We start from the raw sequence: 13550 nt of genomic DNA, 5'->3' as shown, positions 1-13550 counted from the left end.
CATTGCGGAGCTAGCGTCCAAGGCACGTGCATGTGCCGGAACTTTGTGGTCTGCCCGGTGAGCACAAGCTGGTTCAGCTTGGATGAGCCGTGAGATTTCAAGCCTAGTGTTCTTTTCACTCCGCGAGCTGCCTGATGGCAACCAGCCGGCCGTTGCAAGTTCAGCTCGTACTAGGGTCTGTACCTAAATAGCGCCACGTGATTCTCTTGCCTACGTGTTGATTCGGGGGCGAGAGAATGCGCGCTGGTTTGTTTTGGCTGAACGACAGGCAATGGGCGCGTATCGAACCGCATCTGCCGAGGGGACTGACGGGGCCGGATCGGGACGACGACCGACGCATCGTCAGCGGCATCATTCACATGCTGCAATCGGGTGCACGATGGCGTGATTGTCCACGTGAATACGGCCCTTACACGACGATCTACAATCGCTTCAATCGCTGGGCCAAGCGAGGACGATGGTGCGCAATCTTCGAAGCGCTGGCCAAGCCTGGCGAAGACGGCGTCGTACTGTCGCTCGACTCGACCTCGATTAAAGCTCACCGGTGTGGCTCCGGCGGAAAAGGGGGGAGCACAATCAAGCAATCGGCCGCTCGCGCGGAGGCCGCACGACAAAAATCCATGCGCTGAGCGATCCGCTCTGCCGGCCGGTCGTCCTGCATCTGACTCCAGGCCAGGATGCCGATATCGCTGCGGCTCCCGATGTCCTGGCGCTCGCGCCACCCATGAGCGTGCTCCTCGCCGACAAAGGGTATGATGGCGACAAGCTTCGCGGCGCAATCATTCGTCGTGGCGCCAAGCCCGTAATCCCCAATAAATCTAACCGTGTCGTCATCCATCGCTTCAACAAACGCGCCTACAAAGGACGAAATGTCATCGAACGCTGCTTTGGCAGGCTTAAGGACTTCCGGCGCATCGCCACGCGATATGACAAGCTCGCCCGTAATTTTTTGGCCGCTGTTCATCTCGCCGCTCTCGTCGCATATTGGCTCAATTGAGTCTGGACCCTAGTTTTTGGGAGCGTGAGTACGCCAGGAAGCTAGGAGTCGTGCTCGGACCGCTTTAGGATCGACGCGCCCATTGTCTTGCGGCTTTCGTCCCTCGCGGCATCCTTGAGCGCGTAATGCTAGTTGATCGGCAAGATCGGATGGACCTCGGCCGACGAAATCGATCACACGATAGTCGCTGATCTCTTATCTAAACAGGTCCTGATATGGCAGTATGTAGGATCGTGACCAGATGGGACGGATGCTCTCTGCATTGCGCGAAGCTAAATCGGAGGCGCAAAGATCGAGCCGCGATAAGCCCTCATCAAGTGCGTTTGTAACAGCACATCTGCTACTCTGACATCAAGCGGCACAATCGGCCTATCCTAAAGGTAATATCAGGATCGGTGCCCGGGCCATCTCAGGAAATATCGAGGATCAAGACTCAAAAGTCAGTGCGAGAACGGGCACATCCGCGGAGATCCGGCGTTGGGTAAGCTCTAGAGATGCAATGAAGTCCGCCTCGAGGAGATACCTCATCGAAAGCGCTCCCGCGACGGTGCGCCAAGGAGCTCTGCGCGCCAAGGGATGTCTGTCGAACAAGGCTCCGCTCGCAAAATCTTCTTGCTCGGTAAGGCAGCTAGAAAATTGGCCGAGTCGGTCGATGGCCACAACGAGTTGCCGAAAGTCTTGCCGGCGTAATTCGCCAACGGATCAAGTCGTCAGACCGCGAACTTGAATCCACCGTCGCCTAGCCCGTTGGGGCATCAAGATTCATGGATGGTTCTTCATTCCACGATACGTCACACCGTGGATCGAAAAATAAGTAATTGCAGGTCAGTTCTTCACCGGGTTGTACGTCACGGGCTGTGAAAACTCGGCGGTCGTCTTGGTATGTGTTTGGGCGGCTGCTGTGGTTCATGAAGCGGGCATTGTCAGCATTGTACTCGATAACACCATCGTAAGCCTTGTAGTCTCTTGGATAGGCATGCTTATCAAGTAGCGCTTGGAATGTTGGAGCTAGGGCTTCGTATTGTTCAGGCGTCACCGTGATGTCAACGATTGGGTTGTGAATCCAGATCAACGAACCTTTGGGCAAACGAGTCGCGGAGAAAAGTCCAATACCGCCAAACCTGTCTGGCTTCAAAATTGTGTCGACGATCAGCATTGAAGAAGTCTCCCGGAGTTACTACCCAGCAAACTAACTGACGTGAGCTGCGAAATCTGCTGCACGAATTGGTAGGCTCGTTTATCCGCGCCTCCATCACAATTTATGTCTTCTCCAGGCGTATTGGGCCGCCTGCTGCGGATCGCCTCCAGCGACAAGGCCGTGAGCTGGGAGGGCTGCAAGTCAGTCGCATTCCGAGCAAAGATCCGTGTCGATTATAGCGGCGAGCTCGTGTCGCACGATCATGACCTGTTACCAGCGCGACGGCGCGCTCGATGCTCTCGCGGCCCGGCAAGCCGCCGACAAGCCCTTCATCGCAGCTTCAAGAGCCGCCCGCGGGTGAATGCGTCAGTGCGTGCCCAGGCAACTGTGGATGTGGAGCAGATATTGCAGGCAAAGTGCGCGGGAGGCCGGCACTCGACTGCCGATTTCGCTGCACAACCGCCTCGAGGCAATCAACGTGATCACGCCGTAGTTAGCAAGAAAACGGAGGTAGAAGTTCGGCCCAACGAGGAGTTGCTAAGCGATGATGCTGGCAAGTCATCGACGCGAGCAGCGGACATCTGTGCTGCCCAGAACCGCGCCAACCTCGCAGGAGCAGCCGGAGCAAGCTATGGTCCAATAACAAGTCCAATTCCGGAACTATCTGGACGGGCTCCATGCGTTTGAGATGTCCCTCGGCGTCTACATTCGTGGGTGATGGATGAGCCGAAGGTCATCGGAGCCTCCGGGTCCGAAAAGGGCGGTGTAGCGCTCACCATGAATGTCGTATTGTTTTGTCGGATGCGCTTCGTCCGGCAGAAGGCCCCACTGGCCGAGTTTCGCCCGCATCGTGTCCGGCGCGGGTTGGGTGCCGTGCAAAAAAGTCTCGGGAACGGAGAATGATGCAGCGTAAATCTCGCGGGCCGCGGGGTACGTCCTCTGAGCCCTGGAGGACGCCGGAGCGGCTTGCTCAATCGACCGTCCAAAAAGCGATCGGGCGGTTCGATCCGTTGGCTGCAGGCTGGGCGGCAGAACGTTTTCCGGTCGAGATCCGAATTGAATGGTTGAGCCTGGCGGATTGAGTGGGGTGCTTCGCCTCATCGCCCCCGCAGGCACGAACAGCGCCGTGTAACGGTCATTGTGAACGATAAAACTGGTAGGTCGGCTGTCCTGGCTCGGCGGGACGTTGCTGCGCTCGTGCGCAGCGGACGCGTGCTGGTCGCCGTGCTGCGCGTTGAACGGACCAACGGCCGCTTCTGAGTCCAGGGCTTGGTGATGACCCTCGTTTGGTTCGAGAGATGACGATGGGCGAGCGTTATCCACCATGGCCCACAGCAGATCCTGATCGTAGACTTCCTCAGGAAGGACGAACCGGCTGCTGGCCAGAAGCGGTGCGCCGGCGTCTTCAATTAACTCGCGACCGGTTGAATTGCCGGGCTCGGTGCGCTGGCGCGCAGTGGCATTTTCTTCCGCCAGGCTTAGTGTCCTCTGCCTCTTCGTAGGTTGGCCGGTGTAATCCTCATCCACAACGACTTCGTGACCTGAGCTGGAAGCGACCGAGGCTAGCTCGTTTGCAGCCGGCCGGTAGGCGCCGCTCCAGCTGAAGTAACGAACGGCTTCTTCGGGATCCGGTGCCAGACCACCCGGGGCTGGCCGGTTGAGAGACGATGCTAGGATCGCTTCGCGTATCGGCTCTTGCCACGGATCCTGATCGTGACCTTGCGCAGTCAGTTCCTCCGGCCCACCCTGCGGCGCGCGATGCTGCGCAGCGGCGTCCTCGCGTCTGGTGACTGCGTGTTCGGGATGAGGACGGTCCGTGCTCTGGTGCTCAAGTCCCAATGCCTGGGCCAGTCTAAGGCCTTCTTCAGACAGATGAGGGTAGTAGGGATCATGAAAAACGGGATTCTCTGCGATTGTCGAGGTATCAAGCTGGGGCACTTCATCCAAGTAAGGCTCAAACTCCGCTTGCTGCTGTTGCGGTGCCGCGGCGTGGTCACGGTCGAGTGGGTTGATGCGGTTAAAAGGGTCCATGTCGACTCTCCGGTGGTTTGAGTCGGCTCGCAATGCCGATCCAATCGTGTCACTGTCTCACTCTATTAGGATCAGCTGTCGACAAGCTGACGTGCTTAGAGACTAACCGGAGTGCGATCTCAGCTCAGTCATTTCGCCGCAATCGCGACTGGTGACGAAGCCGAGCAGGCGGCATCGTTTTTGCCTGTTTGGGACGGGCTCAAATACTGTCGGCACTCTGACGCCGCGATGATCTCGGCAACTGATTGTGGCTCTTCGGTCATCCCAACGTCTCACGCTTGCTCAGCTTGCACAATCTAATACGGTTGGTGGCCGACAACGGTTCCTGGCTCGCATGTTCGTGTGCCGTACCGCGGCGGATGCTCTCGCTCGGATTGTGGTTCTCTGCTGGTGCTCGGCCGGCAAGACACAGAAAGCCAATAGGCTTTATATCGGCGATCCTTGTCCGGTAATCGCGGCCACGCACATATTTGGTGCGCTCGCAGTAAAGATGTCGAGTGCATGCTCCGCGACCGCGCCGGCTGGGCGCCGTTGAGACCCTCCATGGCCTTCTTCTTGCCGCTCAGAACCAGCTCGGGCTCTCTTTGATCGCCGGCGGACTTGTGCTGCGGCGCACGTATTTGCCCCGCGATCGATTGTTCAGGCCCCAAAAATCGCTAATAGCAAAAGATTCGCCGCATCCTTTCCAGCAGGGCCGATCGTGCCTCCTGAAATCGCGAGTCAACATACGGCCCGGCTAAGCAGGGGATCAAAGCTCCTGGTCGCCGCGCTCGGCTGGCAAAATCAAGTACGTGAAGCGGATCCAACCGGCGAGAGTCGCGCGCCCGGTCCTCACCTTGGGCCCGGCCGCCTCGATTGCGCCGATAGCTTTTGCGGTGTTGCGCGGCCATCCTTGGCCGCTTCATCTCGCCGGCGTCTCTGGAACGATTCCGTCGCGGCACCGGGCGAGCAGAACACGCGCTCTGTTGCGCAGAATTTGTAGCACGCATGATCAACCGCAGGCGGCTGAGCGAAGGGCAGGATGTTGATAGTCTCATTCTGGCCATATCGCCTCGTCGAGAAGTTCTCGCAAATTCACCATCCGCGTTGCTCCGCTGCTTCCCTAAGCGCGTCATCAGCCAGATTCCTGCATAGCTCCCGCTTTGTTCGTATTCACCCGGTCCCGTTCAAGACCTCGATGTGCAGAGCCCGACAGCACATTGCAATTGAATCGATCTGAGATCGCAAAGAGATGATTGTCTGAACCAAGCGCGCGAGTCCTGGCATGTCGATTGCTGGGAAGTGCTTGCTACACCATGCACTGAACTAGACGCAAAGGCCGAGTCAGATCCAACTTGCCGTCGAAACCAATTCTCTAGCTTAGAAGCGGCGCTGCTAACTGCCGCTCCGCCCAACGGAGCCAAGTCATGCTGAGCGACACATCCAAATTCTTCGCCTCCATTCGCATCAACAAGCAGGAAGCGCAGGAGGAGCGCCGGACCGCGGTGCGATGCGAATGGCCTGATTGCCAGAACAAGGCAACCCATCCCGCGCCAAAGGGCCGCCACAATGCGCGCGAATATTGGCACTTCTGCATCGAGCATGCTCGCGAATACAATCAGTCCTACAATTTCTTCTCCGGGATGGACGCCGAAGCGATCGCGCGCTACCAGAATGACGCGCTGACGGGCCATCGTCCAACTTGGAAAATCGGCGAGCCCATCAGCGCCCGCAAGATGACCGGCAGCCCGGCCCATTCCGAGGACGACTGCGATGCTTTTTGCATGCTCGCTGAGCTGAAGGGACGCGCCCGCGCGGAGGCCAGGCCTGAGACGCGCAAGCTTTTCAATGCCAAGCGGAAAGCGTTGCAGGTGATGGGCCTGAATGTCGATGCGACGCTCGGAGATATCAAGGCGAGGTACAGGGCGATGGTCAAGAGGCACCACCCCGATGCCAATGGCGGCGACCGCTCTACGGAGCAGCGCCTGGTCGAGATCATCAAGGCCTACCATTACCTGAAGACCGTGGTGCGGGAGAGCTAACCCGGACACGACTTGAACGGCTTCACCTCACCCGCCATTCCATAGCCCTTCATCGTGTGAAGGCTGCACCCGAGCTGGCGTGTAACCCGCTTCAGACCCTAGGCCCGAGAGGCGCAACATTTCCGCCACGCCACAAGGAGTTCTATCAACCTGCTCCCGGACCGATCAACAACGAGCCTTTGTTTCTTTCCTCGTTCATTCGCTCTCTCCTCGGGTTTGCAAGGAGGGGGCAAGTCTTCACGACGCCGATGGGAAGTTCGCAAAGGCGAGCCACAGCGAAAGTTCGAAAGTGCCGTCCTCGACTGCTCGAAAAGCAGAGCCACACTAAACTGCTGCTCCGCTGCCCGCAGGAAGGTTGGTACTGGACTTGCCTCGCGCGTTAAGATGGCACTCAGGGAGTGCCATTCGCGCCCCGTCAATGCAGGTGAGACGGCAGGCCTTTAATCACGCTCTTGATCTATATCAAATTCTGTGTCGCGCATGAGACGTTGTCGCATGTTCGACGTATGTCACATCCGCTCAACCAGAGGAGACCATCTTTCTGCGAGTGCCCCTATTATGGGGGCAAGTTCTCCGATCGGCGAGTGGTGCGAGAATTGCTGTGCGCATCGGTGGTTCTTGGAAAGTCCTGAGGATCGCATGCACGCTGTCGTCCTCGTCAAGCAGCCATTTGTTGATGTCCGCGGGTGGTGGCCCAAAATGCGCAAGCACCTGAGGGCGCTGGACCCGTCCGGGTGTGGTGTGCCGAGCTGCGAACAGTTCCATGCCGACCTCGCTCCTTTGCGGTGGCGCTCGAGATGCCGGCATGTTCTTACGAGAAGTGCTGACCGTGTCCGCCGCAATCGTTGCATGATTTGCCAGCCGTTCTTTCGAGAGACTGGGGCACTGGCACCTCGGAGAGCAGCCCGACCGGTCAGCAGCGAACAAAGTCAGCTTCGCTTTGGCTCGACCTGCCAGCGTGCGTCAAGTCGCTCCGATTATCTTCTCGGAGCGTGCTGGGACCGTGTGAAACAGTTCTGGGCCGGCGCTTTCCTTTCGCGCGCGAGCTTTCAGCTGCAAGAAGCAAAGCCAACATCTGTGTAAGCAAACGGAAATAGAAAATGGATGACCAGTCGCACGGCAAAATGCCACTCGCTTCAAGCAGACGGGAAAGTCGCGGGCCCGACCTATTCAGCTTCATCGAGTGCGCTATACAGACAAGATCAATCGCAGCGCTGTTCGATCTTCTTGTGAATTTCGCGAGCAATGAAGGCTTTGATAAAGTCGCCTACGGAGCACTCTCCTGCTCCAATGAGCGTCGTTTGCCAGAGTATCTACCGCCCCCGCCAACTATAAACTTCCCGTCTGATTGGTGCCAACGCTATGCTGAACAAGAATATCAAGCGATCGACCCGGTGGTCCGGCGGACAGCAATGCTGCCAAGGCCCTTTCTTTGGGATGAACTAACCAGTCGATATGAACTGCAGCCCCGTGAGCTGCGCGTCTTACGCGAGGCCAAAGAAGCAGGCCTTAAGCATGGCATGAGCGTGCCATTGTTTGGATCGCAAGGCCGATCGGCTTTCGTATCGTTTGCATCTCCTTTCGATGATGCCGATCCACAGGATCGCATGGCTCATCTCACGACATTGGCGTCGGCGTTTCACAACGCTGTCGCGCAGATTACACCGCCGCTTGATGAGAGTTGCGAGACAGACATTCCGCTAACACCGCGAGAAACAGAGTGCCTATACTGGGTCGCAGAGGGGAAGTCAGCCTGGGTAATCGGGCAACTTGTTAACGTCACTGATAATACCGTCAATTTCCACATGAAGAACGTCATCAGAAAGCTAGGGGCGGCAAACCGGACAAATGCTGTAGCCAAAGCAACCCGGCGCGGCATCATTTAGCTCCGTACGCCTTCAAAGGAACGATCAAGGACCCTGCGTCGGCGGGCTCTTCCTTTGCGATTCATCTGCTGCGGTCGGGATAGCCGATCTCTAGTGGATTCAACGATGTACTTCAACGGAATTGGCTCAAACCAGATGACGGGGCAAGCGCATCCGGCGCGCGTGTCCGGTGTTTATCAGTGGCTGGCGTGGACCTAGGGGCGTCGGCGCTTCATGCAAGTCTCGCTGCGTCAGACTCGCCTGAGGCTGGATTTCCTAGTTCGGACAATGCAGGTCCTAGGCGGTAAATCGCATGCTTTGTCATACCGACCACGCGATCCCGGCGCTATTGATATGAAGTTCCATCCGTTTCAGATCGAGGATGTCGATCTGTTTGCCAGGAATCGCGCTGTTATAGGTTTTTGCAAGTAAGTGTTGCTAAACAGGCTGCTCAACGCAATGAACGGGTTGAAGCAACAATGACAACATCTTCATTCTCGCCACCAACCGTCTCGAGGCTCTCGAGGCTGCGCCAGCCGGCCGTCCCGGCCATATCAATCAGGCAACTGAGGTGCCGCTGCTCGATGCGACCGCCCGCGAAAGCTGGTTCGTCCCTATGGCAGGGGCTTGCCGCTGGACGAAGCCGTGATCGCTGAAGCCAGGCCCTTCACCTGAGCGGCAGCGCGGCCCTTATCGAGAAGTTGATGCTTCGCGTTGTGCAATCGAGGCTTGCCAGCTGCGGCAATGTCGGCGCGATTTCCACTAACATGAAGCTACCTGCCCGTGCGCAGCGAGTTCAATCGCGATGCGCATTGCATTGTGGCTATGGTGCGCGCCCCACAACTAGGCGCGTCCCAAGTTACCTATCGAAGGATTTGTGGTGAGGGGTCTCCAGCCGTCGACCTTGCGCATGTTGATCTGGCCGGGGGTGAGCAGGCCAGGACGGCATTGCCGCGGCGGCCGCTGATGGCAAACGGTCTTGATCTTGATCCGTCGCTCGAACTCCTCACGCGGCCGCTCAATTGCGTCGGTAGCCGGAATAAGATGTCGCGGCGCCAACTTCCGCTGCGGTGTTCTACAGCGCGGTGTATGGTGCTACCATCGGCGCAGAGGCAGCGGGAGCGCGAATGGCAGGTACGACGACGCGGGCGATGAGCCGGGGTTCGGCTCGGGAGCTTGCCTCTGCGACCCGGTGAGTTGTACCAAGAGCGCGAATTCTTCTTGTCGTTTCGCCGCAGCTCAGATGCCACTGAGGCGAGTGATTGGGGTCGGCATCCCACCGAAGCTTCGGAGAGGTGTTGTTTGGGGAGGCGGCAGGCTTCACCGGCAGCACCGATATGGCGAGGAGTGGGCCAACGCGCTGGCAAGACCCCGCTGGCCAGCGATGAAATGTTGCTCGAGGTCGTAGGAACATCATGGCGGTCTCGCGCGTGCGGACGCCTCTCGCGGAGCGAGTATGTCGGCCGGCCGCTGCAAGCAAGGCGACTGGCGCAGGGCTCTCGACCAAACCGACAAGATCGTCCCGCTCAGCGGCCAAGCGGAGGAAACTAACTGTCCCAGATTTGATGCGTCAGAGGCCCCAGATTCGTCATCCCGAATACGTTGGAACTTTCGGCAGGATAAGCCGAAGAGCAGGCCAATATATGCCCGCTATTCGAACTTCTGCCGATTTGCGTCAGCAACCCGGACAAGAGACTCTTCTCGACGCACATGGGGCAGACGCTAGCGGCCAACAAGCGGCAGGCGTTGGGCAGCTGAATGGTGATCGCCTCGCAATCGCGTTTGACGCAATAGCGATCTTGCGGCCGGTTCAACCCGCTACCTCAACTATTTTCGACTGCCAGCCCTAGTGCCAATTCGTTTGCGCAACTTCCTTCCACGATCGGCTTCGAAGTTCGCGCTAATTCGAGCGTGCAGCAAGGCTCGACAGCGAGGGACTGTCTGAGTGGCGGCAGGCACTGATCCTGAGCCCCGCGCAGCTGTTGCCGGCGCTCCTGCGGGAGGGTGGAGGATCGCGGCTACGCGCAGAACTCACCGAAACTGCCGGGGACTGCAAGTCCTTGATAGGAGTATCGCCACGGGAAGCTGTCCTGTTTGTTGATGCCCTCGCGTCACAGTGCCGCATCCGAATTCCTAGTCCTCTCATCTCGCGCACAATGGGGATTGACGAGGGAGCTCCGACTGAGTGTCGGATTCCGTTGTTCGCTGCCTTCATCTCACCTCGCATCCGCTTTTGCGCGACATCAAAGCGCTTAGATCAGCTCCTGACTAGATGAGCAAAACGCAGACCAACTTCAGTAACGGTTCTTGCTTCATGGCGCTCACGCAAAGATTAGAGTTCCGGCAATCCCAGTCGCTGGTCATGTCGCCGCAGCTGATGCAGGCGATCAAGCTGCTGCAATTATCTAATCTCGACCTCATGACCTTCGTGGAGGAAGAGCTGGAGTGTAATCCGCTGCTCGAGCGTGCCAGTGACGATGCAGCTGGGGCCGAAGCCCCGACTGAGGTCGATCAGGTCAGCGGCGATCAGCTGGCCGAGGCCCAAGTGCGCGACGCCCGGGATGGCGCCATGACCACCTATACCGAATGGGGTGGCGGCGGCTCGGGTGACGAAGACTACAATCTCGAAGCGTTTGTCGCGTCCGAGACAACATTGTCCGACCACCTGGCCGAACAACTGTCGGTCGCATTCACCGCGCCGGCGCAGCGCATGATCGGGCAGTATCTGATCGATCTCGTCGACGAAGCCGGCTATCTGCCGCCGGATCTCGGCCAGGCCGCCGAGCGGCTCGGCGCAACGCAGGAGGATGTCGAGCACGTTCTTGCCGTCCTGCAGGAGTTCGATCCGCCCGGCGTCTGTGCGCGTAACTTGCGCGAGTGCCTGGCGATCCAGCTCCGCGAGCTCGATAGATACGATCCGGCGATGCAGGCCCTCGTCGAGCATCTCGATCTCCTCGCCAAGCGCGACATCGCGAGCTTGCGCAAGCTCTGCGGCGTCGACGACGAGGACATCGCCGACATGATCGACGAGCTCCGCCGGCTCAGTCCCAAGCCGGGCATGAAGTTCGGGTCGGCGCGGCTGCAGACGATGGTACCCGACGTCTATGTCCGTCCGGCTCCTGATGGCGGCTGGCATGTCGAGCTCAACAGCGACACCTTGCCGCGCGTGCTGGTCAACCAGACCTATTATTCCAAGCTGTCGAAGAAGATCGGCAAGGACGTCGATAAGTCCTACTTCAACGACGCGCTGCAGAACGCGACCTGGCTGGTGCGCGCGCTCGACCAGCGCGCCCGCACCATCCTGAAAGTTGCGACCGAGATCGTGCGTCAGCAGGACGGCTTCTTTACCCTTGGTGTTGCGCATTTGCGGCCGCTGAATCTAAAGGCCGTTGCCGAGGCCATCCAGATGCATGAATCCACGGTGTCGCGCGTCACCGCCAACAAATACATGGCAACAAATCGCGGCACATTCGAGTTGAAATATTTCTTCACGGCATCGATCCCTTCGGCGGATGGCGGTGAGGCGCATTCCGCTGAAGCGGTGCGTCACCGCATCAAGCAGCTGATCGAATCCGAAGAGCCGTCAGCGGTTCTGTCCGATGACGCGATCGTTGAGCGCCTGCGAGTCTCGGGCATTGATATTGCCCGCCGCACGGTCGCGAAGTACCGCGAAGCCATGCGCATTCGGTCCTCGGTGCAGCGCCGCCGCGACAATATGTGGTCAACGATGAACAGTAGAGCATCGGGCGGAACTGGCCTCGATAAATAAACCCCCAGCTGTCGATTTAATCCGGAAGCGTAGCTTTGGAGGTCTCTGAAAGCGGGCCTTTGGAGCGAGATTGTTGATGGTGATGGAAGGAAGCTTCTGGCGCGGCATTTGAGGAGAGGTAGTATAGGCCGACTGCCGTCTAAGAGGGGCGAGCGTTTTCAGAGGCTCCGTCGGCGCCAAGCTCTTATTCCTCCCAAGTCCTCGCCTTGGCTTATTGTCGGCCGATATACGGCCCCGATCGGTAGCAGCCGGCTGATCTCGCACGCCAATGATCGCCACCACCTCTTCCGCGATAACTTTCCGGTTCGTTGCTACGCTGCACAACAAGGTTGTAGGGCGAATTATTGGCTTAACCATAATAGCTCGGCGCTAAATGTTGTAAAAACTACACTTGGAGCGCCCAGATTTTGGAAAATGAACAGGTTTTCGAGTGCGCAACTGTAGCCGCGCCCAGCATCGCCAAGTGCGGTTGGGCGGGATCGTCAGGATTGCGCCAAGTCGGGGCTGCTTAGGACCGGCGAGCTCATGGCGGCTTCAAGACAATCGACGACGTCCCGGCAGGAGGGACACATGACCTGGCTGAGCAGGGACAATCTGCCGAATGGCACGTGTTCTGACGAGGCGCATTCGAACTCGGCGGAAGCTAGCGACGCCGGCACACAAGTCGGCGTCGAACGCCATCGCTCATAGAGTCTTGAGATATTCGACAAGCGCTCGCCGTTCGGCGTCGGTCAACTCTGGTCCGATGATGCCGGGCGGCAGTTTCCTTAAGTCGGTTTCCTTACCCTCGAAAGAATGTCCGCGATTGCTGTTCCCAAGCAGCGACACATCGAAGTTCGTCAGACCGGCCGCACAGCTTTCGGACGACTGTGCTTTCGTCGCGAGCCCGACGTTGACCGGGTCGAACGCACGGCTGCCTACGCAAAACGACATCGGCCGCTTGGCGTGCGGCACCAGCATGTCTCTCAGGGTCGGAACAGACCCGTTGTGCAGATAAGGAGCTGTTGCCAAAACACCGTCCAATGGTCGCGCCCGGTACTGAGTGAAAAGCTGTCCCAGCTATTTAGGTTCATCGAGGGTACGATCAAGCATGTCATGCCGACCATCGTTGCCGAGATCGCCTATCAAAGCCTTGGAAGCGAAAAGCTGGTTGATTTTATCGATGAGCAGATACGCAGCGAGAAGACATCTGCAATTCGCACGCTGCTCTGCTCTTTCATGTTGCTCGAGATCGACTCGTTCCCTAGCTATAACCAGGATAAGTGAGTTTTACGAATCGGAAGATACGCCACGGTGGGTGACAGCTGTCATAACCGAGCGCCTGTACAGCTATTATCGGCAACGACCTCTGGCGGGCGCAACACGCAAAAAATTTGAGGAACTTGTTGTGACGCTAGAAATGCGCTTGGCCGGTAAATCTCGTCCAAGAGTTCGAGGAAATTATTTATCCGCCTTGAAGAAGAAGGCATTCAAAGAACCAAAGTCCTAAACTCTTATTCTGGATGAAGCGCCTCCTACAGTCAAAGATCGAGCCATGTCGCTGGACTTGCGGCGCGGATGGGGCGGCGGACTCGATCATGGCCATGGATCGCCTCAAGGGTCGCGCATGGCAACCGAAAGGCTACCATACGCCGGCCAGCTGATCGTTAGGGTCGCGCCGGGCGGCGATCATGGTTCGATGAACGCCGCTGCGCGCGGATCACGCCCGGCCTGCCTTGACCAGATCGAA

At 58.2% G+C, this 13550-nt stretch carries 7 protein-coding genes and 1 pseudogene; 5 read left to right on the top strand and 3 right to left on the bottom strand.

Annotated features, from left to right (window positions below; translation table 11 throughout):
* Positions 1–214 precede the first annotated feature (214 nt).
* Positions 215–997, top strand: a pseudogene (locus tag BJ6T_RS44535) (IS5-like element ISBj2 family transposase).
* A 739-nt stretch (positions 998–1736) separates the two neighbouring features.
* Here the strand turns inward: BJ6T_RS44535 and BJ6T_RS44530 are convergent.
* Together BJ6T_RS44530 and BJ6T_RS38160 are read right to left on the bottom strand one after the other, a co-directional pair.
* The gene (locus tag BJ6T_RS44530) at positions 1737–2153 is read right to left on the bottom strand and encodes an SET domain-containing protein (protein ID WP_011084680.1); all 417 of its coding nucleotides are present in this window, start codon (positions 2151–2153) and stop codon (positions 1737–1739) included.
* A 684-nt stretch (positions 2154–2837) separates the two neighbouring features.
* On the bottom strand, positions 2838–4166 hold the full coding sequence (locus tag BJ6T_RS38160; protein WP_011084682.1) for a hypothetical protein: 1329 nt from the start codon (positions 4164–4166) through the stop codon (positions 2838–2840).
* A gap of 1406 nt (positions 4167–5572) precedes the next feature.
* On the opposite strand from BJ6T_RS38160, the gene BJ6T_RS38155 reads away from it, so the two are divergent.
* From BJ6T_RS38155 to rpoN, 3 genes are all read left to right on the top strand, one after another.
* The gene (locus tag BJ6T_RS38155) at positions 5573–6187 is read left to right on the top strand and encodes a J domain-containing protein (RefSeq protein ID WP_011084684.1); all 615 of its coding nucleotides are present in this window, start codon (positions 5573–5575) and stop codon (positions 6185–6187) included.
* 1100 nt (positions 6188–7287) lie between these two features.
* Positions 7288–8073 (top strand): helix-turn-helix transcriptional regulator, encoded by a 786-nt coding sequence (locus tag BJ6T_RS44520; RefSeq protein WP_018645272.1) that lies wholly within the window; start codon positions 7288–7290, stop codon positions 8071–8073.
* A gap of 2293 nt (positions 8074–10366) precedes the next feature.
* Positions 10367–11821 (top strand): RNA polymerase factor sigma-54, encoded by a 1455-nt coding sequence (rpoN, locus tag BJ6T_RS38150; RefSeq protein WP_011084688.1) that lies wholly within the window; start codon positions 10367–10369, stop codon positions 11819–11821.
* Positions 11822–12505: 684 nt separating this feature from the next.
* Here rpoN and BJ6T_RS38145 read toward each other — a convergent pair.
* Positions 12506–12880: a c-type cytochrome gene (locus BJ6T_RS38145; protein ID WP_340050700.1), complete on the bottom strand. Its 375-nt coding sequence runs from the start codon at positions 12878–12880 to the stop codon at positions 12506–12508.
* 36 nt (positions 12881–12916) lie between these two features.
* Between BJ6T_RS38145 and BJ6T_RS47765 the strand changes: the two genes are divergently transcribed.
* A complete protein-coding gene (locus BJ6T_RS47765; protein WP_014497906.1) occupies positions 12917–13087 on the top strand; it encodes a hypothetical protein in 171 nt (56 codons plus the stop codon).
* Positions 13088–13550 lie beyond the last annotated feature (463 nt).

It is taken from the genome of Bradyrhizobium japonicum USDA 6 (assembly GCF_000284375.1).
In the GTDB taxonomy this organism is placed as follows: domain Bacteria; phylum Pseudomonadota; class Alphaproteobacteria; order Rhizobiales; family Xanthobacteraceae; genus Bradyrhizobium; species Bradyrhizobium japonicum.
The sequence above is the reverse complement of the archived record's forward strand: the minus strand, read 5'-3'. Positions and strand labels throughout refer to the sequence as shown.

Bases quoted from the DNA above. Each gene is read 5' to 3' on its own strand.
- BJ6T_RS44530 (WP_011084680.1), bottom strand. From the start codon at position 2,153: ATGCTGATCGTCGACACAATTTTGAAGCCAGACAGGTTTGGCGGTATT.
- BJ6T_RS38160 (WP_011084682.1), bottom strand. From the start codon at position 4,166: ATGGACCCTTTTAACCGCATCAACCCACTCGACCGTGACCACGCCGCG.
- BJ6T_RS38155 (WP_011084684.1), top strand. From the start codon at position 5,573: ATGCTGAGCGACACATCCAAATTCTTCGCCTCCATTCGCATCAACAAG.
- BJ6T_RS44520 (WP_018645272.1), top strand. From the start codon at position 7,288: ATGGATGACCAGTCGCACGGCAAAATGCCACTCGCTTCAAGCAGACGG.
- rpoN (WP_011084688.1), top strand. From the start codon at position 10,367: ATGGCGCTCACGCAAAGATTAGAGTTCCGGCAATCCCAGTCGCTGGTC.
- BJ6T_RS47765 (WP_014497906.1), top strand. From the start codon at position 12,917: ATGCCGACCATCGTTGCCGAGATCGCCTATCAAAGCCTTGGAAGCGAA.